Origin of the sequence: Bradyrhizobium sp. 195 (genome assembly GCF_023101665.1) — a bacterium.
In the GTDB taxonomy this organism is placed as follows: Bacteria; Pseudomonadota; Alphaproteobacteria; order Rhizobiales; family Xanthobacteraceae; genus Bradyrhizobium.
Genome location: NZ_CP082161.1, coordinates 2,524,548 through 2,547,256 on the forward strand (window position 1 = coordinate 2,524,548; position 22,709 = coordinate 2,547,256).

General features: G+C 64.7%; 21 protein-coding genes. 14 read left to right on the forward strand and 7 right to left on the reverse strand.

Features of this window, described 5'->3' with window-relative positions; translation table 11 throughout:
• The first annotated feature begins 13 nt into the window (after window positions 1-13).
• The 9 genes from tkt to IVB26_RS11740 all read left to right on the forward strand — a co-directional run bounded on the left by tkt (window position 14) and on the right by IVB26_RS11740 (window position 9,321).
• Entirely contained in the window at window positions 14-2,032 is a 2,019-nt protein-coding gene (gene tkt, locus IVB26_RS11705; RefSeq protein ID WP_247971794.1) for a transketolase, read from the forward strand.
• Window positions 2,033-2,044: 12 nt separating this feature from the next.
• Window positions 2,045-3,127: a class II fructose-bisphosphate aldolase gene (fba, locus tag IVB26_RS11710; RefSeq protein ID WP_247971795.1), complete on the forward strand. Its 1,083-nt coding sequence runs from the start codon at window positions 2,045-2,047 to the stop codon at window positions 3,125-3,127.
• A 38-nt stretch (window positions 3,128-3,165) separates the two neighbouring features.
• Entirely contained in the window at window positions 3,166-4,626 is a 1,461-nt protein-coding gene (locus tag IVB26_RS11715; protein ID WP_247971796.1) for a form I ribulose bisphosphate carboxylase large subunit, read from the forward strand.
• A gap of 11 nt (window positions 4,627-4,637) precedes the next feature.
• Window positions 4,638-5,045: a ribulose bisphosphate carboxylase small subunit gene (locus IVB26_RS11720; RefSeq protein ID WP_247971797.1), complete on the forward strand. Its 408-nt coding sequence runs from the start codon at window positions 4,638-4,640 to the stop codon at window positions 5,043-5,045.
• A gap of 100 nt (window positions 5,046-5,145) precedes the next feature.
• The gene (cbbX, locus tag IVB26_RS11725) at window positions 5,146-6,078 is read left to right on the forward strand and encodes a CbbX protein (RefSeq protein ID WP_247971798.1); all 933 of its coding nucleotides are present in this window, start codon (window positions 5,146-5,148) and stop codon (window positions 6,076-6,078) included.
• Window positions 6,075-6,812: a ribulose-phosphate 3-epimerase gene (gene rpe, locus IVB26_RS11730; RefSeq protein WP_247971799.1), complete on the forward strand. Its 738-nt coding sequence runs from the start codon at window positions 6,075-6,077 to the stop codon at window positions 6,810-6,812. Before cbbX ends, rpe begins: the two co-directional genes overlap by 4 nt.
• Window positions 6,813-7,065: 253 nt before the next feature.
• Window positions 7,066-8,535: a putative bifunctional diguanylate cyclase/phosphodiesterase gene (locus tag IVB26_RS11735; RefSeq protein WP_253075754.1), complete on the forward strand. Its 1,470-nt coding sequence runs from the start codon at window positions 7,066-7,068 to the stop codon at window positions 8,533-8,535.
• Window positions 8,529-8,921, forward strand: coding sequence for an EAL domain-containing protein (locus IVB26_RS42945; protein ID WP_253075755.1), 393 nt, complete (start codon window positions 8,529-8,531; stop codon window positions 8,919-8,921). The genes IVB26_RS11735 and IVB26_RS42945 overlap by 7 nt, the downstream gene beginning before the upstream one ends.
• A 187-nt stretch (window positions 8,922-9,108) precedes the next feature.
• Window positions 9,109-9,321: a hypothetical protein gene (locus IVB26_RS11740; RefSeq protein WP_247971800.1), complete on the forward strand. Its 213-nt coding sequence runs from the start codon at window positions 9,109-9,111 to the stop codon at window positions 9,319-9,321.
• A 15-nt stretch (window positions 9,322-9,336) separates the two neighbouring features.
• Here the strand turns inward: IVB26_RS11740 and IVB26_RS11745 are convergent, their stop codons facing one another.
• A complete protein-coding gene (locus tag IVB26_RS11745; protein ID WP_247971801.1) occupies window positions 9,337-10,173 on the reverse strand; it encodes a universal stress protein in 837 nt (278 codons plus the stop codon).
• Window positions 10,174-10,382: 209 nt separating this feature from the next.
• Here IVB26_RS11745 and IVB26_RS11750 point away from each other — a divergent pair, with 209 nt between their 5' ends.
• Window positions 10,383-11,930 (forward strand): Do family serine endopeptidase, encoded by a 1,548-nt coding sequence (locus IVB26_RS11750; protein ID WP_247971802.1) that lies wholly within the window; start codon window positions 10,383-10,385, stop codon window positions 11,928-11,930.
• Window positions 11,931-12,207: 277 nt separating this feature from the next.
• Window positions 12,208-12,570, forward strand: coding sequence for a hypothetical protein (locus tag IVB26_RS11755; protein WP_247971803.1), 363 nt, complete (start codon window positions 12,208-12,210; stop codon window positions 12,568-12,570).
• Between the two features lie 12 nt (window positions 12,571-12,582).
• Here the strand turns inward: IVB26_RS11755 and IVB26_RS11760 are convergent, their stop codons facing one another.
• Both IVB26_RS11760 and IVB26_RS11765 read right to left on the reverse strand, forming a co-directional pair.
• The gene (locus IVB26_RS11760) at window positions 12,583-12,873 is read right to left on the reverse strand and encodes a DUF6496 domain-containing protein (RefSeq protein ID WP_247971804.1); all 291 of its coding nucleotides are present in this window, start codon (window positions 12,871-12,873) and stop codon (window positions 12,583-12,585) included.
• Between the two features lie 87 nt (window positions 12,874-12,960).
• Window positions 12,961-13,155 carry a DUF3072 domain-containing protein gene (locus IVB26_RS11765; protein WP_247971805.1) on the reverse strand — a complete coding sequence of 65 codons (195 nt, stop codon included), beginning with the start codon at window positions 13,153-13,155 and terminating at the stop codon, window positions 12,961-12,963.
• Window positions 13,156-13,270: 115 nt separating this feature from the next.
• Here IVB26_RS11765 and IVB26_RS11770 point away from each other — a divergent pair, with 115 nt between their 5' ends.
• Both IVB26_RS11770 and IVB26_RS11775 read left to right on the forward strand, forming a co-directional pair.
• Entirely contained in the window at window positions 13,271-13,492 is a 222-nt protein-coding gene (locus IVB26_RS11770; RefSeq protein ID WP_247971806.1) for a hypothetical protein, read from the forward strand.
• An 18-nt stretch (window positions 13,493-13,510) separates the two neighbouring features.
• The gene (locus IVB26_RS11775; RefSeq protein ID WP_247971807.1) at window positions 13,511-13,720 is read left to right on the forward strand and encodes a hypothetical protein; all 210 of its coding nucleotides are present in this window, start codon (window positions 13,511-13,513) and stop codon (window positions 13,718-13,720) included.
• A 107-nt stretch (window positions 13,721-13,827) separates the two neighbouring features.
• On the opposite strand, the gene IVB26_RS11780 is transcribed toward IVB26_RS11775, so the two are convergent.
• Both IVB26_RS11780 and IVB26_RS11785 read right to left on the reverse strand, forming a co-directional pair.
• The gene (locus IVB26_RS11780) at window positions 13,828-14,076 is read right to left on the reverse strand and encodes a hypothetical protein (protein WP_247971808.1); all 249 of its coding nucleotides are present in this window, start codon (window positions 14,074-14,076) and stop codon (window positions 13,828-13,830) included.
• A 94-nt stretch (window positions 14,077-14,170) separates the two neighbouring features.
• The gene (locus IVB26_RS11785; protein ID WP_247971809.1) at window positions 14,171-14,428 is read right to left on the reverse strand and encodes a hypothetical protein; all 258 of its coding nucleotides are present in this window, start codon (window positions 14,426-14,428) and stop codon (window positions 14,171-14,173) included.
• 140 nt (window positions 14,429-14,568) lie between these two features.
• Here IVB26_RS11785 and IVB26_RS11790 point away from each other — a divergent pair, with 140 nt between their 5' ends.
• Window positions 14,569-14,790 (forward strand): hypothetical protein, encoded by a 222-nt coding sequence (locus IVB26_RS11790; protein ID WP_247325984.1) that lies wholly within the window; start codon window positions 14,569-14,571, stop codon window positions 14,788-14,790.
• A 99-nt stretch (window positions 14,791-14,889) separates the two neighbouring features.
• Here IVB26_RS11790 and IVB26_RS11795 read toward each other — a convergent pair whose 3' ends face one another.
• Together IVB26_RS11795 and IVB26_RS11800 are read right to left on the reverse strand one after the other, a co-directional pair.
• Window positions 14,890-16,380 carry an HWE histidine kinase domain-containing protein gene (locus tag IVB26_RS11795; RefSeq protein WP_247971810.1) on the reverse strand — a complete coding sequence of 497 codons (1,491 nt, stop codon included), beginning with the start codon at window positions 16,378-16,380 and terminating at the stop codon, window positions 14,890-14,892.
• Window positions 16,381-16,393: 13 nt separating this feature from the next.
• A complete protein-coding gene (locus tag IVB26_RS11800) occupies window positions 16,394-22,687 on the reverse strand; it encodes a HAMP domain-containing protein (RefSeq protein ID WP_247971811.1) in 6,294 nt (2,097 codons plus the stop codon).
• Between the last annotated feature and the right edge of the window lie 22 nt (window positions 22,688-22,709).

Here is a 22,709-nt window from a genome sequence, read left to right on the forward strand (position 1 = left end):
ATTGGAGGATCTGATGAACATCTCGGTACATGCCGAAGCCGACCTCTATGAGGTCGCGCATAGCGATCTCGCCAACGCCGTCCGCTTCCTCGCGGTCGATGCCATCGAGACGTCGCAGTCGGGCCACCCGGGGCTGCCCATGGGCATGGCCGATGTCGCGACCGTGCTGTTCTCGCGCTTCCTAAAATTCGACTCGGCGCATCCGAACTGGCCGGACCGCGATCGCTTCGTGCTGTCGGCGGGCCATGGCTCGATGCTGCTCTATGCGTTGCTGCATCTGACCGGCGGCGACGTCAGCCTCGACGACATCAAGGCCTTCCGGCAATGGGGCTCGAAGACGCCGGGGCATCCGGAATACGGCCACACACCGGGCGTCGAAACCACAACCGGTCCGCTCGGGCAGGGGATTGCCACGGCCGTCGGCATGGCGCTTGCGGAGCGGATGGCCAATGCGCGACATGGCGAGGGCCTCGTCGACCACTTCACCTATGTGATCGCCGGCGACGGCTGCCTGATGGAGGGTCTGAGCCAGGAAGCGATTTCGCTCGCGGGCCATCTGCAGCTCGGCCGTCTGATCGTGCTGTTCGACGACAATGGCATCTCCATCGACGGGCCGACCTCGCTGGCGACGTCCGACGACCAACTCGCGCGTTTCGCTGCCTCCGGCTGGTCTGTGCGCAGCATCGACGGACACGATCCCGAAGCGATTGCGCAGGCGATCGCAGAAGAACGGAAGACCGCAAAACCGTCGCTGATCGCCTGCCGCACCATCATCGGCTACGGCGCGCCTGATAGACAGGGCACCGAGAAAGCGCATGGCGCGCCGCTCGGCACCGAGCAGACTGCGGCGGCGCGCCGTACGCTCGGTTGGGATTATCAGCCCTTCGTGGTGCCGATGCCGATCCTGAAGGCATGGCGAATGATCGGACAGCGCGGGCAGGTGGATCGGCTCGCCTGGCTCGATCGCTACGAAGGCGCGACGCCCGAGCAGCGCGACATGTTCGTCGAAGGCAAGGCGGTTACCCTGCCGGGGGCCTATGCGCTGGCCGCGGCGAAGTTGCGCGAACGCTTCGCATCCGAGCGTCCGAAGCTCGCGACAAGACAGGCTTCGCAGCAGGTGCTCGACGGCATCGCCGGGACGATTGCGGGCCTTGTCGGCGGTTCGGCGGATCTGACGCATTCTAATCTGACGCATGCCAAGGCGCAGGCCCCCGTCAAGCCCGGCGCGTTCGCGGGCGACTACATCCATTACGGCATTCGCGAGCACGGCATGGCCGCCGCGATGAACGGCCTCGCGTTGCATGGTCACTTCATTCCCTATGGCGGCACTTTCCTGGCATTCTCCGATTACAGCCGGCCGGCGATCCGTCTTGCGGCTCTGATGCGGCTGCGCGTCATCCATGTGATGACGCACGACTCCATCGGCCTCGGCGAGGACGGCCCGACGCACCAGCCGGTCGAGCATCTCGCGTCGCTGCGCGTCATTCCGAACCTTCTGGTGTTCCGTCCCGCCGACGCGGTGGAGACGCTGGAAGCCTGGGACTGCGCGCTCAATTCCGAAGATCGTCCGTCCGTGCTGTGCCTGTCGCGTCAGGCGCTGCCGACCTTCCGCAGCGATGCGCGCGGCAGAAACCGTGTTGCACATGGCGCCTATCTCGTCGTCTCGCCGGACGGCGGCCGTGATGTGACGCTCATCGCAACCGGCTCGGAAGTCTCGATTGCCCTGGAAGCCGCGCGCCTGCTCGCAACCGAGCACATCCGTACGGCCGTGGTGTCGGCGCCCTGCTTCGCCCTGTTCGAGGAGCAGCCGGACGACTACCGCACCACCGTGCTCGGCACCGCGCCGCGCGTCGGTGTCGAGGCGGCTGTGCAGGGTGATTGGTCGCGCTGGATCGGCACTGAGGGCGAGTTCGTCGGCATGCGCGGCTTCGGCGCCTCGGCGCCGGCGCCCGTGCTCTACCGCGAATTCGGCATCACGCCGCAGAGCATTGCGGAAGCCGCCCGCCGGGCAATCGCACGCAAGAGACAATAAGGAGGACTTCTCGTGGCCCGTATCACGCTTCGCCAATTGCTCGATCACGCCGCCAGCCATGGCTACGCGGTGCCGGCGTTCAACATCAACAACATGGAGCAGGGCATCGCGATCATGCAGGCGGCGGCCGAGGTCGACGCGCCCGTCATCATGCAGGCTTCGCGCGGCGCGCGCAGCTACGCCGGCGATATCATGCTCTCGCACATGATCGACGCGCTGGAGCGGACCTATCCGGATATACCGCTTTGTATGCACCAGGACCATGGCAATGACGAAGCGACCTGCGCGTCCGCCATCGCCCACGGCTTCACGTCCGTCATGATGGACGGCTCGCTCAAGGCCGATGCCAAGACGGCGGCCGATTACGACTACAACGTCGCAATCACCCGGCGCGTCGTCGATCTCGCGCATTGGGTCGGCGCGTCCGTCGAGGGCGAGCTCGGGGTGCTCGGCTCGCTCGAGCATGGCGGCGGCGAACAGGAGGATGGCCACGGCGTCGAGGGCAAGGTCAGCCACGACCAGCTCTTGACCGATCCCAACCAGGCGGTCGACTTCGTCCGTGCCACCAAGGTTGATGCGCTTGCCATCGCGATGGGCACCTCGCACGGCGCCTACAAGTTCAGCCGCAAGCCTGATGGTGACATCCTGGCAATGCGGGTGGTCGAGGAGATCCATCGCCGCCTGCCGAACACGCATCTGGTGATGCATGGCTCCTCCTCGGTGCCGCAGCCGCTGCAAGACATGTTCAACCAGTTCGGCGGCGAGATGCCTCAGACCTGGGGCGTGCCGGTCGAGGAGATCATTCGCGGCATCAAGAGCGGCGTGCGCAAGGTCAACATCGACACCGATTGTCGCCTCGCGATGACCGCGGTGTTTCGGAAGGTCGCAGCGCAAACGCGCTCCGAATTCGATCCACGGAAGTTCCTGAAGCCCGCGATGGACGCGATGCGCGAGCTTTGCCGCGAGCGTTTCGAGCAGTTCGGCACGGCGGGCCACGCCAGCAAGATCAAGGTCATTCCCTTGAGCGAAATGGCACGGCGCTATCGCGCGGGCGAATTGGATCCACACGTCGCCCGCGAGCCCGTTGCGGCCTAATCGATCAGAAAGAGCAGAGAAAACAGCAGGAGAGAGACATGAACGCACATGCAGGCACGGTCCGCGGCAAAGAGCGCTATCGCTCCGGTGTGATGGAATACAAGCGCATGGGCTATTGGGAGCCCGACTACACGCCAAAGGACACCGACGTGATCGCGCTGTTTCGCGTCACGCCGCAGGAAGGCGTCGATCCGATCGAGGCGTCGGCCGCAGTCGCCGGCGAATCCTCGACCGCGACCTGGACCGTGGTGTGGACCGATCGCCTGACCGCGGCGGAGAAATATCGCGCAAAGTGCTACCGCGTCGATCCGGTGCCGGGTACGCCGGGCTCGTACTTCGCCTACATTGCCTATGACCTCGATTTGTTCGAGCCGGGCTCGATCGCAAACCTCTCGGCCTCGATCATCGGCAACGTGTTCGGCTTCAAGCCACTGAAGGCGCTGCGGCTCGAAGACATGCGCTTCCCCGTCGCCTATGTGAAGACGTTCCAGGGGCCGGCGACCGGCATCGTGGTCGAGCGCGAGCGGCTGGACAAGTTCGGCCGGCCGTTGCTGGGTGCCACGGTGAAGCCGAAGCTCGGGCTTTCGGGCCGCAACTATGGCCGCGTGGTCTACGAGGCGCTGAAGGGCGGGCTCGATTTCACCAAGGACGACGAGAACATCAACTCGCAGCCCTTCATGCACTGGCGCGATCGCTTCCTGTACTGCATGGAAGCCGTGAACCGCGCGCAGGCGGCCTCCGGTGAGGTGAAGGGCACGTACCTGAACGTCACCGCGGGCACGATGGAAGACATGTACGAGCGCGCGGAGTTCGCCAAGGAGCTCGGGTCCTGCATTGTCATGATCGACCTCGTGATCGGCTACACTGCGATCCAGTCGATGGCGAAATGGGCGCGGCGCAATGACATGATCCTGCATCTGCATCGCGCCGGTCACTCGACCTATACGCGGCAGAAGAGCCATGGCGTGTCGTTCCGCGTCATCGCCAAGTGGATGCGCCTTGCCGGCGTCGACCATATCCATGCCGGCACGGTGGTCGGCAAACTGGAAGGCGATCCCAACACCACGCGCGGCTACTACGACGTCTGCCGCGAGGACTTCAATCCGACTAGGCTCGAGCACGGCCTGTTCTTCGACCAGTCCTGGGCGAGCCTCAACAAGATGATGCCGGTTGCCTCCGGCGGCATCCATGCCGGCCAGATGCATCAGCTGCTGGACCTCCTGGGCGAAGACGTCGTGCTGCAGTTCGGCGGCGGCACCATCGGCCACCCCATGGGGATTGCGGCAGGCGCGATCGCCAACCGCGTGGCACTGGAAGCGATGATCCTCGCCCGCAACGAGGGCCGCGATTACGTCCACGAGGGTCCGGAGATCCTGGCCAGGGCGGCCGAGACCTGCACGCCGCTGAAGGCGGCGCTGGAGGTCTGGAAGGACGTGACCTTCAACTATCAATCCACCGACACGCCGGACTTCGTGCCGACCGCGCTCGAAACCGTTTGAGGAGACGCAGCATGAAACTCACTCAGGGTTGCTTTTCGTTCCTGCCGGATCTCACCGACGACCAGATCGCCAAGCAGGTGCAATATTGCCTTGGAAACGGCTGGGCGGTGAACATCGAGTTCACCGACGATCCCCATCCCCGCAATACCTATTGGGAGATGTGGGGCCTGCCGATGTTCGACCTTCAGGACGCCGCCGGCGTGATGATGGAGCTCGCGGAGTGCCGCAGGGTGTATGGCGACCGCTACATCCGCATCAGTGGCTTCGACTCCAGCCATGGCTGGGAGTCGGTGCGGATCTCCTTCCTCGTCAACCGGCCGCCGCAAGAAGCGGAATTCGAGCTGGTGCGGCAGGAAGTCGGCGGCCGCGCGATCCGGTACACCACCGTGCGAAGGCCGGCCACGCACGCGTCAACTTAAAGCCATCCGCTTCCGCGCGGAGCTCTCCCTGCTCCGTTTTCCTTGGCGGACCACTGCTTCGCCGCTCCCGGCGGCGAAGCTCTTTTCTTCGAGGGTAGCTATGCTGGACGTTCCCCACGCAACCACGACTGAGCTCAGCGAGACCAGTTTCGATCTCCGCAAGGAAGCCGAAGCTGCCGGGATCACCGACACGCTGCAGCAGCTCGAGCAGGAGCTGATCGGCCTGAAGCCGGTCAAGAACCGCGTGCGCCAGATCGCCTCGCTGCTGCTGATCGAACGCATCCGGCAGCGCGCGGGCCTGGCCTCCGCGCCGCCGACGCTGCACATGTCGTTCACCGGCAATCCCGGCACCGGCAAGACCACGGTGGCGCTGCGCATGGCCAAGATCCTGCACGGTCTCGGCTTCGTGCGGCGCGGGCAGGTGATCTCGGTCACGCGCGACGATCTCGTCGGTCAATACATCGGCCACACCGCGCCGAAGACGAAGGAGATCTTGAAGAAGGCGATGGGCGGCGTGTTGTTCATCGATGAGGCCTATTACCTCCATCGCCCCGACAACGAGCGCGACTACGGCCAGGAAGCGATCGAGATCCTGCTCCAGGTGATGGAGAACCAGCGCGAAGACCTCGTCGTGATCCTCGCCGGCTATGGCGAACGGATGACGAGCTTCTTCGCCTCCAACCCCGGCTTCCGTTCACGCATCGCCCATCATATCGAATTTCCGGACTATGCCGAAGCCGAGCTGCTCGTCATCGCCGAGCTGATGCTGAAGGAGCGCGGCTATCGCTTCTCGGCCACGGCGCGCGAGGCGTTCGAGAAATACATCGCACTGCGCCGGACGCAGCCGTTCTTCTCCAATGCGCGCTCGATCCGCAACGCCGTCGACCGCATCCGGCTGCGGCAGGCCGATCGCCTGGTGTCCGATCTCGACCGCATGCTCGATGTCGCCGACCTCGAAACCATCGATCCCATGGACGTCCTGGCGAGCCGCGTCTTCAGCGGCGGCGCCGATGCGGGGAGTGCAAAGCCATGACCAGAGAGATCATCATCGCTCCCTCGATTCTGGCCGCGGATTTCGCGCGCCTCGGCGAGGAGATCGCGGCAATCGACACGGCCGGCGCCGACTGGATCCATTGCGACATCATGGACGGGCATTTCGTCCCCAACATCAGTTATGGCGCCGACGTCATCAAGGCGATCCGTCCGCTGACGAAGAAGGTGTTCGACGTTCATCTGATGATCGCGCCTGTCGATCCCTATCTCGAAGCGTTCGCGAAGGCAGGCGCCGACGTCATCACGGTGCATGCCGAAGCCGGCCCGCATCTCGACCGCTCACTCCAGGCGATCCGTGCGCTCGGCAAGAAGGCCGGCGTCAGCCTGTGTCCGGCCACTCCCGAGAGCGCGATCGCCTATGTGCTCGATCGCGTCGATCTCGTGCTGGTGATGACAGTCAATCCAGGATTTGGCGGCCAGTCCTTCCTCGAATCCCAGCTTGAGAAAATCGAACGGATCAAAACCATGATCGGCGACCGGCCGATCCGGCTCGAGGTCGACGGCGGCATCACGCGTGATAATGCCGCTGCGGTGGCGGCCGCGGGCGCCGATACGCTTGTGGCGGGTTCCGCGGTGTTTCGCGGCAAGAGCGCCGCCGAATATGCGGCCAATATCGCAGCCATTCGCGTCGCCGCCGAGGCCGGCCGGGTTCCGAAGCTGCAGGACAATGCCGCGCATCCGATGCGCCTCGGTGAAGGCGCGCGCATCCGCTAGACCAAGGGACACGAAGGCGGCGCCTTTCCGGTTGTGCCAGCACGTGTCACTTGTCTCCGGGGTTCCACGGAGAATATCGCGCAGGAGTGCTCGCCTCTTCAGGCCGGGGTAACCAATGCGCCGGAGACGAAGGCTCGATTAACTCCCGGGCAACGCTATGCGCCGCAATCTTCGATTGAGAAACGCTAGAGAGCGCGGGGATGCGGATCGAGATCTGCGGGCATGAGGCCTGCATGCGGCGTGGAGCGATGGCATGAGTATGCATCGCTTGTTCGCCGAGCAGCTTCGTTGCGCCACCGACGCGGCCGGACAGGTCGACCTCGCCAAGCTGGGCGAGCTCGTCAGCGCAGCGTATGAGGCGAGTGATCGCGAGCGCCGGCGGATGATCGACGCACGTGCGCAGACTCACGACGAGGTCGAGGAAGACCTGCTGCGGACCCGTGAGTTCCTGGACACCATCGTCGAGAACATCCCGATCGCCGTGTTCGCGAAGTGCGCGAAGGATTCCCGTTACATCCTGCTCAACCGCGCCGGCGAGAACTATTATGGCCTGCAGCGCGAGCAGATGCTGGGCAGGACTCCCGACGAGATATTCCCCGCAGATGTTGCCCGCATGGTCAACGAGCAAGACCGCAGGGTCGTTGCCAGCGGGATGCCGATGTTCCTCGAGGAGCATCTGCTCGAAATCGGCGTCAAGGGGCACGACCGGGTCGTCAACTCGCGAAAGATGCTGATCACCGACGATGCCGGCGATCCGCAATATCTGGTCGGCGTGATCGAGGACGTCACCGAGCGCGTCAACACCCAGGAACGCATCAGTCACCTCGCGCATCATGACGTGCTGACCGACTTGCCGAACCGTAGCGCCTTCAACGCCGCGCTCGGCGAGCGGTTGGATCGGGCGCAGGAGGCGGCGACCAGTTTTGCCGTGCTCAGCCTCGATCTCGACCGCTTCAAGGAGGTCAACGACGTATTCGGCCATCCCGTCGGCGACATGCTGATGCGGACGGCGGCGGACCGGCTTGCCGCGGAAGCCGACGGCGCCTTCGTCGCTCGTATCGGCGGCGACGAGTTCATGATCCTGATGCCCGACGACATCAGGCGTGAGGAGGTTCTGGCGCTCGCCGAGCGCCTGGTCGAGACGATCGGCAAGGAGCTCGAGGTCGACGACTATCTTCCCCATGTCGGCCTCAGCATCGGCATCGCGTTTTATCCGGACGACGGCGTGAATGCCGCCACGCTGCTCGCCAACGCCGATGCAGCACTCTATCGTGCCAAACGCGAGGGCAGGGGGCGGGTCAGCTTGTTCGAGTCCGAGATGGACCGGGAGCTGCGCGATCGCAGGCTGTTGCAGCACGATCTGCGACAGGCACTGGAGCAGAACCAGTTCCTGGTCTATTTCCAGCCGCAGGCGCGGGTGGATGGCGAGGTGATCGGCTTCGAGGCCCTGCTGCGCTGGAACCACCCGACGCGGGGCTTCGTGTCGCCGGATCAGTTCATTCCGCTTGCCGAGGAGAACGGGCTGATCGTCCAGATCGGCGAATGGGTCTTGCGGGAAGCGTGCCGCGAGGCGGCATCCTGGCCGCGGCCGCTGCAGGTCGCCGTCAATCTGTCGCCGGTCCAGTTCCAGGCCGGCGATCTCGAACGTTCGATCCACCAGATCCTGCTGGAGACGGGGCTTGCCCCGACGCGGCTCGAGGTCGAGATCACCGAGGGGTGCTGATCGGCGATTTCACCCGCGCGCTCGATCTGCTGCGGCGGCTGAAGGCGCGCGGCGTCCGCATCGCAATGGACGATTTCGGCACCGGGTATTCCTCGCTGTCCTATCTGCAGTCGTTTCCGTTCGACAAGATCAAGATCGATCGCGGTTTCATCTCCAATCTCGAGGCGACGCCGCAATCGGCCGCGATTGTCCGCGCGGTCCTGAGCCTCGCGCACGCCCTGAATATCCCGGTCATCGCCGAAGGGGTGGAGACGGAAGCGCAGCGTGCCTTCCTGGTGCGCGAGGCCTGCGAGGAGATGCAGGGCTATCTGGTCGGCCGGCCCGACCCGATCGATCGCTATCTCGACCTGGTCGGCGTGACCGTAGAGCGCCGGCTCTACGCCTAGCCCCTGGATCCGGTGGCGGGATTCCGCGCGTCAGTCGACACCCGTTTGGAACCTTGGCTCGGACATATATTTCCTGACAGCGGAGCCGAGAGCAGGCGCGCGACGGGCGCAGCAAATCTTTTGCATAACCGCCATCGGCCTGACGCAAATAGGGGCAATAAATCTTGTGAGTGCGAGGGAGGGTCTCATGGAGAACGTACGTCGCTACCGGGCGCTGGCGTCCCTCTGTCGTCAGCAGGCGGCCTACCGGCCGCTTCAGAACTGGGAACTCCTCGGCCAAGCCGAACATTTCGAATATCTCGCCGAGGTCGAACTCAAGGCGCATTTCGACGCGTGCAACGTGCCACACGACGAGGGCGCCGCAGCGCCCGCGACATGGGAGACCCCGGTCGCGGCGTGACGGGGCCGGCCCGGCTCAATGCGACATCAGCGTCGGGACCGTCATGGCTTCCAGCATGGCTCGGGTGACGCCGCCGAGAACGCGCTCCTGCAATCGCGAATGGCCGTAACCGCCCATCACCAGGAGATCGAGGCCCTCGTCTGCCGCCAGCGACAGGATGGTGGGCTGGATGTTGGCGCGCGTCGCCGACAGGCCGATCGTGCGGGTCGACAGTCCGCGCCGGCCGAGATGTCTTGCCAAACCGCCCGCTGAAGCTTCGTCGGGGGCCGCGTTGGCCTCGCTGATGGTGATGATCACGACCTCATCGGCGCGCGCCAGGAACGGTGCTGCGTCGTGCACGGCGCGGGCGGCGAGGCGGCTGCCGTCCCAGCAGATGCCGATCCGCCCCGCCTTGAAAACTCCCTGGAAGGTGTAGGGCAGCAACAGCACCGGGCCGCCCGCCTGGAACAGGATCTCGCGCGGCACGTCGTTGTCGAAGGAGCCTTGCACCGGATCGGGCTGGACCACGACGCTGAGGTCGTGCAGCCGCGCCATCTCGCCGAGCGAGCCGGCTGCATCCACCGGGATCCCGCCGAGCGGGCGGCAGGCGGAGGAGATGCCGGCGTTCGCCGCTTCGATTCCGAACACGGCGAGCGCGGCCTCGGCCCGCTCCAGCGCGCGCTCGCGTTCCAGCTCGAACACGGCGGCCACCGCGGCGCCGCCTTCCATCACGTAAGCCGCGCTGGTTGCGACATAGCCGACCGCGACCGCGTCGAGATGAGCGTTGAACTGTGCCGCGAGCGAAATCGAGCCTTCGATCGCGGAGCGCATGGGACGTTCGGTGGGGATGTGGACGAGAATGTCTTTGTACATGGGCCGCCTCCGATGAACATCATCCGGTGGCTGCAGTCTTTCACTGCCGGAAGTACCCGCGTTGAGCTGCATCAAATGCGCAAGGACGACTTGCCGCGGCCGCACGCTCGCACATTCTTTGCCAAGATTTAATCGGACGGACGGGACGCCGTAAGGTGACGATGTCCATGTTGGATGCAAGGCGACACTTCCAACATGGACATTTCGACATGAACGACCGCGTCAATTCCGACACCTCGACGTCCCGCAAGATCTTGAGGCCGCGCCGGCTCGCGCTGCTCGGCACCGTGGCCGCGCTCGGCGTGGCCGTGCTGGCGGCTTCTCCCGGCTCTTCGCCGTTCGCTCTGAACTCCTTCATTGCCCCGGCCCAGGCCGCGGAATCCGCCACGACGCCGCCGGGCTTCGGTGACCTCGTCAGCAAGGTCAAGCCCGCCGTCATCTCGGTGCGGGTCAAGATCGACCAGGCCAACGACAAGAGCGCCATGCTGCAACAGAACCGGATGGATTCGGACGAGGAGACGCCGTTCGATCAGTTCTCACGACAGTTCGGCTTCCGTGGCCCGGGCGGCATGAACGGCATGCCGCGCCAGCGCCATCAGATGGTCACGGGCGAAGGCTCCGGCTTCTTCATCTCCGCCGACGGCTATGCCGTGACCAACAACCACGTTGTCGACCACGCCACCTCGGTGCAGGTGACGATGGATGACGGCACGAGCTACACCGCGAAGGTCGTCGGCACCGATCCGAAGACGGATCTCGCGCTGATCAAGGTCGATGGCAAGAAGGACTTCCCGTTTGTCACATTCGCCGACCAGAAGCCCCGCGTCGGCGACTGGGTGGTCGCGGTCGGCAATCCCTTCGGCCTCGGCGGCACCGTGACTGCCGGCATCGTCTCGGCCAGCGGCCGCGACATCGGCAATGGTCCCTATGACGACTTCATCCAGATCGATGCACCCATCAACAAGGGCAATTCCGGCGGCCCGGCCTTCGACATGAGCGGCAACGTGATCGGCGTGAACACTGCGATCTTCTCGCCCTCCGGCGGCTCGGTCGGCATCGGCTTCGACATCCCGGCCTCGACCGCAAAACTCGTCGTCGCGCAGCTGAAGGACAAGGGCGCGGTCACCCGCGGCTGGCTCGGCGTGCAGGTGCAGCCGGTCACCGCCGAGATCGCCGACAGCCTCGGGCTGAAGGAGGCGCGCGGCGCCATCGTCGACAGCCCGCAGGACGGCAGCCCGGCGGCCAAGGCCGGCATCGAGGCGAGTGACGTCATCACCGCCGTCAACGGCACCGCGATCAAGGACTCCCGCGACCTCGCCCGTACCATCGCCACCCTGGCGCCGGGCAGCTCGGTGAAGCTCGACGTCTTCCACAAGGGCGCCACCAAGACGCTGACGCTCGCACTCGGCGAGCTGCCGAACGAGCGGCAGGCCAAAGGAAATGGCAGCGCTGACGAGGGCAAGGGGCAGCCGAACGACGGCACACCGCGTCTCGGGCTCGGCCTGGCTCCGGCCGGTGACGTCCAGGGCGCTGGCCAGAAGGGCGTTGTCGTCACCGAAGTCGATCCGCAAGGGCCGGCGGCGCAGCGCGGCATCCAGACCGGCGACGTCATCCTCAATGTCGGCGGCAAGGCGGTCGCCAATGTCGGCGACGTCCGCTCCGAGCTGGCGCAGGCCAAATCGTCCGGCAAGCGCAGCGTGCTGTTGCAGGTCAGAAGCGCGGAGGCGACGAGGTTCGTGGCGGTGCCGCTCGCCTGAGGCGAATATCGATCAGCCAAAACTCAAACAAGGCGGCCCTCGGGCCGCCTTGTCCGTTTGCCTTCAGAGTCCCGGGAGGGGGTCATCGATAACATTCTCGTTAACGGCAGGGATGATGACCGGGTTCGTCCGAAAAAGCCGTGTTCGCTCATCACAGTCGGAGTAGCTCGGGTCTGCCGCGGCAACGACGCCGCCAACACGGGTTGCAAGCGTGGAACTTCGAACTTGCCGCCGTTTTGTGGAACTGGCCGGTGGTTCGCATTTGATCGGTGCCGACATGGATCGATTGAAGCTCTCGCTGAGGGGGGCGCTGCTCGCGGCGCCGTTCGTGCTTTGGGGCGGAAACGCGCTCGGTCGTGATGACGGCCGCTACGCGGACTCACCCCTCAAGCCATGGTTCGACAGCCTGCGCAGCCACCTCGGCCCGTGCTGCTCGGACGCAGATGGTTTTGCCGTCGCCGATCCCGATTGGGAGTCGCACAACGGGCATTATCGCGTGCGTCTCGACGGGGAGTGGATCGAAGTGCCTGATGAAGCCGTCATCACCGAGCCGAACCGCGCCGGCCGCACCATGGTGTGGCCGGTGAAGACAGCCTTTGGGGTCTCGATCCGCTGCTTCATGCCGGGCAGCATGATCTGAGACAGGTCGGCGTCAACGCTTGCTGGATTTGCGCTTCGACGATTTCTTGGTTGTCTTCTTGGTGGTCTTCTTCGTCGTCCTCTTCTTGGACGCTTTCTTCTTCGATGCCTTCTTCGGGACCTTCTTGCCCTTCTTGCGCGCCTTCGACAGTCCGATCGCGATCGCCTGCTTGCGACTCTTCACGCGTCCGCCACGGCCCTTGCGACCGCTCTTTGCCGTGCCCTTCTTGTAGCGTCGCATCTCGCTTTCGACATCGCTGCCGGAGCTGCGTGAGTAGCGACGTTTCTTTGCCTTGCGTGCCATGCATGTTCTCCCTTGGCCGAGGAGAACCATTCGACCCAGGCATGGTTCCGAAAGCGAGCATCTGACGTTCCAGATGCGCGACGCAGCCTAGAAGGAATTCGCCAGGTCGATCTCCGCTTCCAGCACCTGGATGCGACGTGCGGCCTCGGTGAAGGACAGATCGCGCGCAAATTGTGCGGGCTGACAAGCCTCATCGCTTAGCCGTTTCAGCCTTAGCCCCTGCGCCCGGGTCATCTGCTCGGTGAGGAAGACCCTGGCGTCGTATTTACCTTGAACCTGCATCTGGCTTCTCCGTCCTGAAATCCTGACTTGACTATATGTTCTTATTTTGTTCTAACAAGCCATGGACAACAGAATTAATGAAATTCGGCCTAAAATCAGCATCTTGAGGCTGGAAATGGCCGACGTCGAGGCCGCCGTGCGCGATCGCATCAACGGTGATCGCGATTGCAGCCAGCAGGCCCTGGCGCAAATGGATTTGCGCCGGAGGATCAATCTGCTGGTCGGCGAATGGAAGGCTGCCGGAGGCAGTGACGTGCTGCCTGACGTTCGCGACCGGATGCGCCGTCGTTCGCTAAAGACAGTCGGCAATCCCGCGCGCACGAACACGCGGCGCTGAAATCTTTGAGGGGGCGCCATGGAGGAAGACCCGGACACTTACCGGATCTTGAGGTTGCGCGCCGAGATTCTCGAATTGGGCTCTGCCATCCGGCAATTGCAGCGCGCGGGTCTCGATGATGCTGCGGCCCAACTTCTGATCGGACGCAAGCGCGCGCAGCTCGAGCATCTCGTGAAGGCGAATTCTGTGAGCCCCGGGCTCAACCTCCAAGCGCGCCGGCCGCAATGAGCTGACGCGGGCGCTCGCCGATACGGCGCGCGATTTGCCGATCGATCATCGAGACGAAAAAAGCCCCGCGCCGCCGCGGGGCTTTTGTCTGAGATGGGCGCCCGAGCTTACTTGGTGTTGCTCATGCCCTTGCTGCTCTTGTTCGTCATGGTGCCGCCCTGGTCCGATCCGGGACCGGAGCCACCCTGGCCGGAAGGATCCGCGCCCTTCGATGACTTGGTGTTGGCGCCGGTGGTCTGCGATGACGACATCGAGGATCCGTGTTTCGCCTTGTGCGATTTGGCCTGCGCGGCGAGCGGTGCAGCGGCGAGACCGGTTGCCAACATCACGGTGAGAGCGAGCTTGGTCGTTGTCATGTGAGGAACTCCCTGAGTTAAATTGACGCAGGCAGCCAACCGCCATTTATCGCAGGAGTTCCCAACAAAGCATCTGCCCCGCTTGACGCACGCTTCAAGATTGCTTGTCCTCTGCGAGGATGAACACCACGCCGGTGAGGGTCGCGCCGATCGCGAACGTCGTCACCAATGTAAAGGCAAAAACGATCGCGGCCTGGCTTCCACCGTGATTGAGCAGGTTGGCGACGGCGGGATTGCACAGGATCAGCGCGAGACTGAAGGTGAGGCCGAGGGCCGCGCCCATCATCGCATGCGTCATCAGCTTGATGAGGCCGGCAGGAGAGACCAGGTCCGACGACTTTTTTGCGCGCATGGGACTGCATCCCGATTTGGCATGCAAACGCGGGCCATAGTCGCCGGTTCCAAATAAATGAAGGAATTGTCATCACCGGCTTCATCCGACGTTCATGCCGGCCTTGCGAGGATGAGCGCCATCAAAACGGGACATTCGATATGGGTAAGGTAGTCTTTCTTTACCGCTCACTGGCCTATCGCAACGCCGCCGCGGACATTCTGCGCAAAGCGCGCAAGCTGCCGCGGGGCGCGGAGCGAAGCGCGGCTCGCCGCTATGCCAGGGCGCTACGCGATCTCGCCCGAACGGAGGCCTGGCTCGAAGGCCGGGTCGCGCGCGAACCGCGGATGGCGCAGCGTATGACGAGCGCGGCGTCCGGCTAGAGCCTTTGTCATCCAGATTGAATCGAAACGGAAGCTCTCGATTCTCGTCTTGACGCGTTTTCTCGACGCGAAACAGTCTTCACTTCGCTGCAAAACGCTCTAACCGGATGCGCGCTGCAATTCGGCGGAGCTGGCCTCGTCGAATTTGCTGGATGCGGTTGTCGCCGCCGTCTTGCGTGTCAACGGCACCTCCAGACGGCACAAAAGGCCCTCGGCTCGCCAATCGAACAGCGCCTGTCCACCGAGCTGGGACTCGACGCTCGCGAGCAGGCTTCGGGTGCCGAAGCCGCGAGATTTCGGAGTCATGACGAGCGGACCGCCGGATTCCTCCCAGCTCAGCGTAAGCACTTGATCCTCGACCTGCCAGCCGATCGTGAGCCGTCCCGATCTGGTCGAGAGGGCGCCATACTTGGCTGAGTTGGTGAAGAGCTCGTGCAGCGCGAGCGCCAGCGTCTGGGCCGTCGCCGGCACCAACTGGACCTCCGGACCCGCCAATATGATCTGGCCACCGAGCGAATAGGGCGCAAGCTCCTCGTCGATCAGCCTGGAGAGCTCGGCGCCCTGCCAGCTCGACAGCGACAGGATGGTGTGCACGCGCGCCAGCGCATTGATCCGTCCCTCGACGGCGTTGACATAGTCCTTGACCTCGTCGGCACGGGTGAGGCGCACGATCGACTGCGCCAGCGCCAACGCATTCTTGGCGCGATGATCGACTTCCCGCGCCAGCAGATTCTGCCGTTCCTCGGCACGTTTGCGTTCGGTGATGTCCACGGTGACGCCGCTCACGCGCACGACGCGACTGCTATCGTCCACGGTTGCTGCCGCCGTGCCGACGCACCAGCGCACTTCGCCGTCGGGCCTGATAATGCGGAACTCGGTCTCGTAGGCGCGCGCGCCCTTGTTGAATTCGGCGATCGCCTTGCGCAACTGATCGACGTCGTCGGGATGTAACAGCGCCTGAACGTTGGCCGGGTTGACCTCGAAGCTCTCGGGGCTGACGCCAAAGATGCGATACTGCCCATCGTCCCACATCCAGTCGCCGCTGATCCAGTCCCAATCCCAGGAACCCATCTTGCCGGCGGCGATCGCCATGCTGCGCCGCTGCTCGCTCTCGCGCAGCCTCGCGGTTGAGTTCTCCAATTCCGCGGTGCGCGCGCGGACGCGATCCTCGAGCTCCTGGTTCAGACGTTCGAGCTCGCGGGTCTTGCGGTAGAGCTCGGCAAACACCTTGATCTTGGCGCGCAGCACCTCCGGCACGACCGGTACCGGCACGTAGTCGACCGCGCCCATCTCGTAGCCGCGCAACCGGTCGATGTCGCTGACCTGGATGGCGGAGATGAAGATCATCGCGGTCTTCTGGAAGCGGGGATGCTCGCGGATCATTGCGGCGAGCTCGAAGCCGTCGAGCTCGGGCATGCAGACGTCGACCAGGATCACCGCGATCTCGGTCTTGAGCAGCAGCTCCAGCGCCTCGCGTCCGGACGAGGCGATCACGAGGTTCTCGCCGAGCTCCTTCAGGATCACCTCATAGGCGAGCAGCTTGGCCGGCTGGTCGTCGACGAGCAGGATGTTGACCTTTTCGTGGTCCATTCGCGGGCCCAACTCAGCGGTGCAGCCACATGCGGATCGCAAGCAGCAATTGATCGGTGTTGACGGGTTTGGCGAGGTAGTCGGACGCGCCGGCTTCGAGGCATTTCTCCCGATCACCCTTCATCGCCTTGGCGGTCAGCGCGATGATCGGAAGGCGGGCGAAGGCCGGATTTTCGCGAATGACGCCGATGGTCTGATAGCCATCCATCTGCGGCATCATGATGTCCATCAGCACGATGGCGATCTCCGGGTTGGATTCGACCAGGGTCACCGCTTCGTTGCCGGTTGTCGCCGTCAGCACTTTCATGCCGCGCCGTTCCAGCACGCTCGACAGCGCGAAGATGTTGCGGGCATCGTCGTCGACGAGCAGTGCGGTCTTGCCGATCAGGTCCTCGTCGGAACTGTTCAGCTTCTCCAGCATGCGTTGCTTCTCGATCGGAAGTTCCGTGATGACACGGTGCAGGAACAGCGCCGTCTCGTCGAGCAGGCGCTCGGGCGATTCCACGCCCTTGACCACGATGCTGCGCGCCATGGTGTGCAGTTCCGCATCCTCTTCCGCCGAGAGTTCGCGGCCGGTGAACACCACGACCGGAATGTTCGACAGCGCCTCGTCGCTGCGGATCTGGTCCAGTACCTCGAAGCCGCTCATGTCGGGCAGCCGCAGGTCGAGCACCACGCAGTCGCATGGCTCTTCGCGCAGCGTGGAGAGCGCGCCTGCGCCGGTGTCGGTCGTTACGATCTCGATGTCGTCGTGGTGCAGCAGCTCGCGGATCGAGAGCTGCTCGGCCTCGTTGTCCTCGACGATCAGGAGCCGCTTGCGCCTGGGACGTGCATATTCCTTGATCTGCGTCAGCGCGGCCGAGACGCCTTCGGTCGTCGTCGGCTTGTTGACGAAGGAGAACGCACCACGCGCCAGCGCATGCTGGCGGTCCTCGTCGAGCGTGATGATCTGTACGGGGATGTGACGGGTCAGCGGGTTGTGCTTGAGCTGGCTCAGCACGGTCCAGCCGAGCATGTCAGGCAGGAACACGTCGAGCGAGACTGCTCGCGGCTGATATTGCTTGGCAAGCTCCAGCGCCTCCGCGCCGCGGGCGGCGACCAGCACCTTGAATCCCTTGTCGCGAGCGAGATCGACCAGCACGCGCGCATAATGCGGGTCGTCCTCGACGATCAGGAGGATGCTGTCGCCGGGCTCGAGGTTGAGCCGGTCGTCGGGAAGCTGCTCGATGACGCGCTGCTGCTCCGGCGCGGCCGGCTGCAGCGCCGGCGGCTGGTTGTGTGGCTGTGGCGCGGGCGCCGCGCGGGGGGCGAGCGTCGGGCCGGAATATTTGAGCGGCAGATAAAGCGTGAAGGACGAACCCTTGCCCGGCGAGCTGCGCAGATGAATTTCGCCGCCGAGCAGGCTTGCCAGCTCGCGGCTGATCGCAAGTCCAAGGCCGGTGCCGCCATATTTCCGGCTGGTGCCGGCATCGGCCTGCTGGAACGCCTCGAAGATCAGCTTCTGCTTCTCCACGGGAATGCCGATGCCGGTGTCGGACACTTCGAAGGCGATCACGGCCGGCGCGGAGTTCAGGACCGGGTGATCCGTACCCCAGCCGCCGACGGCGCCGGCGACCTTGAGGCGCACCTCGCCTTCGGCCGTGAACTTGAAGGCGTTGGAGAGCAGGTTCTTCAGGACCTGTTGCAGGCGCTTGGAGTCGGTGACGATGCTGCGCGGAAGGCTCGGATCGACGTCGATCTTGAACGACAGATTGCGGTTGTCCGCCTCGTGCCGGAACGGCCGCCCGACGGTCTCGAGCAGGTTCGCGGTCAGGATTTCCTCGGCGTCGACCGTCACCGTGCCGGATTCGATCTTGGACAGATCCAGAATGTCGCTGATCAGATTGAGCAGGTCGGTGCCGGCGCCGTGGATGGTACGGGCGAATTCGACCTGCTTGGCCGAGAGGTTGCCGTCCGGATTGTCGGTGAGCTGCTGTCCCAGGATCAGGATCGAGTTCAGCGGCGTGCGCAGCTCGTGGCTCATATTGGCGAGGAATTCGGACTTGTACTTCGAGGTCAGCGCGAGCTCGGTCGCCTTTTCCTCCAGGGCGCGGCGGGCCTGCTCGATCTCCTGGTTCTTGCGTTCGACCTCGACGTTGCGCTCGGCGAGCTGCTGCGCCTTCTGCTCGAGCTGGTCGTTGGTCTGCTGCAATTCGCGCTGCTGGGTCTGAAGCTCGCCGGCGAGCTGCTGCGACTGCTTGAGCAGGCCTTCGGTCTGCATCGTCGCTTCGATCGAATTGAGCACGATGCCGATGGAGTCGGTGAGCTGCTCCAGGAACGTCATCTGCGAGGTCGTGAAGGAGACGAGCGAGGCAAGCTCGATCACGGCCTTGACCTGGCCCTCGAACAGCACAGGCAGCACGACGAGGTTCTTCGGCGCGACGCGGAACAGCGCCGAGTTGATCGGCACCACGTCGGATGGAATGTCGGCGACCACGCGCGGCCGCCTGTCGAGGGCGCACTGGCCGATCAGTCCGTCGCCGAACTGCAATACGCGCTGATACGGATAGATGCCGTCGCTGGCATAGGAGGCCAGCAGCAGGAGCTGCGGATTGTCCTCGCTCTCGATCTGGTAGATCACGCCGGTATGGGCGTTCACCAGTGGCGACAGCTCGGTGAGCAGCAGCCGGCCGACGGTGGTGAGGTCGCGCTGGCCCTGGAGCATGTTGGTGAATTTGGCGAGGTTGGTCTTCAGCCAGTCCTGCTCGGTGTTCACGTCCGTCGTGAGACGGAGATTCGTGATCATCGTGTTGATGTTGTCTTTCAGTTCGGCCACCTCGCCGCGGGCGTCGACCTGGATCGATCGCGTCAGGTCGCCCTTGGTCACGGCGGTCGCGACCTCGGCGATCGCGCGCACCTGCGAGGTGAGGTTGGCAGCGAGCAGGTTGACGTTGCCGGTGAGGTCCTTCCAGGTGCCGGCAGCGCCGGGCACGTTGGCCTGACCGCCGAGGCGGCCCTCGACGCCGACCTCGCGCGCCACCGACGTCACCTGGTCGGCGAAGGTCGCGAGCGTCTCGGTCATGTTGTTGATGGTGTCGGCGAGAGCGGCGACTTCGCCGCGCGATTTCATCGTCAGGTTCTGCTTGAGATCGCCGTTGGCGACCGCGGTCACCACCTTGACGATGCCGCGCACCTGCTCGGTCAGGTTCGCAGCCATCAGGTTGACGGTGTCGGTGAGGTCCTTCCAGGTGCCGGCGACGCCGGGCACCTGCGCCTGGCCGCCGAGCTTGCCCTCGGTGCCGACTTCGCGCGCGACGCGCGTCACTTCGCCGGCGAAGGCGTTGAGCTGGTCCACCATGGTGTTGATGGTGTTCTTGAGCTCGAGGATTTCGCCCTTCACGTCGACGGTGATCTTGCGGGAGAGGTCGCCGCGGGCCACGGCCGTGGTCACCTCGGCGATGTTGCGGACCTGGGTGGTGAGGTTCGCCGCCAGCAGGTTGACGTTGTCGGTCAAGTCCTTCCACGTGCCGCCGACGCCGGGCACGACGGCTTGACCGCCGAGGCGGCCTTCGGTGCCGACCTCGCGCGCGACGCGCGTCACTTCGGCGGCGAAGGAGCGGAGCTGCTCGACCATGGTGTTCAAGGTGTCCTTGAGCAGCAGGATCTCGCCGCGCACGTCCACCGTGATCTTCTTCGACAGGTCGCCGCCGGCGATCGCGGTCGCGACCTCGGCGATGTTGCGGACCTGGGCCGTCAGGTTCGAGGCCATGAAGTTGACGTTGTCGGTGAGATCCTTCCAGGTGCCAGCGACGCCGGGCACTTCCGCCTGTCCGCCGAGCTTGCCTTCGGTGCCGACCTCGCGCGCCACGCGCGTCACTTCGCCGGCAAAGCCGTTGAGCTGGTCCACCATCGTATTGATGGTGTTCTTGAGCTCGAGGATTTCGCCCTTCACATCGACGGTGATCTTGCGGGAGAGGTCGCCGCGCGCCACGGCAGTGGTCACTTCGGCGATGTTGCGGACTTGGGCCGTGAGGTTGCCCGCCATCGAGTTCACGCTGTCGGTGAGGTCCTTCCAGGTGCCGGCGACGCCGGGCACGTTGGCCTGACCGCCGAGGCGGCCTTCGGTGCCGACCTCGCGCGCCACGCGCGTCACCTCGCCCGCGAAGCGGTTGAGCTGGTCGACCATCGTGTTCAGGGTGTCCTTGAGCTGAAGGATCTCGCCGCGCACGTCCACGGTGATCTTGCGCGAGAGGTCGCCGCCGGCGATGGCGGTCGCCACTTCGGCGATGTTGCGGACCTGGGCGGTGAGATTGCCCGCCATCGAGTTCACGGAATCGGTCAAGTCCTTCCAGGTGCCGGCGACGCCCGGCACGCCGGCCTGGCCACCGAGCTTGCCGTCGGTGCCGACCTCGCGGGCGACGCGGGTGACCTCGCCGGCGAAGGCGTTGAGCTGGTCCACCATCGTGTTGAGCGTTTCCTTCAGCTGAAGGATTTCGCCCGACACGTTCACCGTGATCTTCTTCGACAAGTCGCCCTTCGCCACCGCGGTCGCGACTTCGGCGATGTTGCGGACCTGACCGGTGAGGTTCGAGGCCATCGAGTTGACGCTGTCGGTGAGATCCTTCCAGGTGCCGCCGACGCCGCGCACGACCGCCTGGCCGCCGAGCTTGCCTTCGGTGCCGACCTCGCGGGCGACGCGGGTGACCTCGCCGGCGAAGGCGTTGAGCTGGTCCACCATGGTGTTGATGGTGTCCTTCAGCTCCAGGATCTCGCCGCGCACGTCCACGGTGATCTTCTTCGACAGGTCGCCGCCGGCGACCGCCGTCGTCACCTCAGCGATGTTGCGGACCTGTGCGGTCAGATTCGACGCCATCGAGTTGACGCTCTCGGTGAGGTCCTTCCAGGTGCCGGCGACGCCGAGCACGTTGGCCTGGCCGCCGAGCCGCCCCTCGGTGCCGACCTCGCGCGCCACGCGCGTCACTTCGCCGGCGAAGGCGTTGAGCTGGTCGACCATGGTGTTGAGCGTCTCCTTCAGCTGAAGGATTTCGCCCGAGACGTTCACCGTGATCTTCTTCGAGAGGTCGCCGCTCGCGATGGCCGTGGCGACGTCGGCGATGTTGCGGACCTGCGCGGTCAGGTTCGAGGCCATGAAGTTGACGTTGTCGGTGAGGTCCTTCCAGGTGCCGGCCACACCAGGCACCTGGGCCTGGCCGCCGAGCTTGCCTTCGGTGCCGACCTCGCGCGCCACGCGCGTCACTTCCGAGGCGAAGGAGTTGAGCTGGTCCACCATGGTGTTGATGGTGTCCTTCAGCTCCAGGATCTCGCCGCGCACGTCCACGGTGATCTTGCGCGAGAGGTCGCCGCGCGCCACGGCGGTGGTGACGTTCGCGATGTTGCGCACCTGTGCGGTCAGGTTGCCGCACATCGCGTTGACGGAATCGGTGAGGTCCTTCCAGGTGCCGGCGACGCCGGGCACGATCGCCTGGCCGCCGAGCTTGCCGTCGGTGCCGACCTCTCGGGCCACGCGCGTCACTTCGGAGGCGAAGGAGCGGAGCTGGTCCACCATCGTGTTGATGGCTTCCTTGAGCTGAAGGATCTCGCCGCGGACGTCGACGGTGATCTTCTTGGAGAGGTCGCCGTTCGCGACCGCGATCGTCACCTCGGCGATGTTGCGAACCTGGTTGGTCAGGTTGTTCGCCATCGAGTTGACGCTCTCGGTGAGGTCCTTCCAGACGCCGGTCACCTCCGGCACCTGGGCCTGTCCGCCGAGCTTGCCTTCGGTGCCGACCTCGCGCGCCACGCGCGTCACCTCGGAGGTGAAGACGCCGAGCTGCTTGATCATGGTGTTGACGATGTTGGCCGATTGCAGGAATTCGCCCCGCAGCGGCCGGCCGTCGACGTCGAGCTTGACGGTCTCGAGCAGATCGCCTTGCGCGACCGCCGCGACGGCGCGCGTCACCTCGCGCGTCGGCCACAACAAATCGTCGATCAGCGTGTTGACGGAGCCTTCCATGTCGGCCCAGGAGCCGGAGGCGAGGCCGAATTTCACGCGCTGGCGCGTCTTGCCTTCGCGGCCCACCACCTGGCCGACCAGTTCGAGCTGCTGCGCCATGCGCTGGTTGGCGGCGATGATTTCATTAAAAGTGTCGGCGATCTTGCCGTCGATGCCGAGATAATCGCCGCTCATCCGCACGGAGAAGTCGCCGCTCCGCATCGCCTGCAAGGCGAGCAGCAATTCCGCCCGGGAGTCCGGATCCGACATACCGTTGGCTTTTGGCTTTGGGACGCGACGACCGGAGCGTGAAGTTCCGGGATCGAGGTCGCTCATACTGATTCCCCCGCAGGCGCCG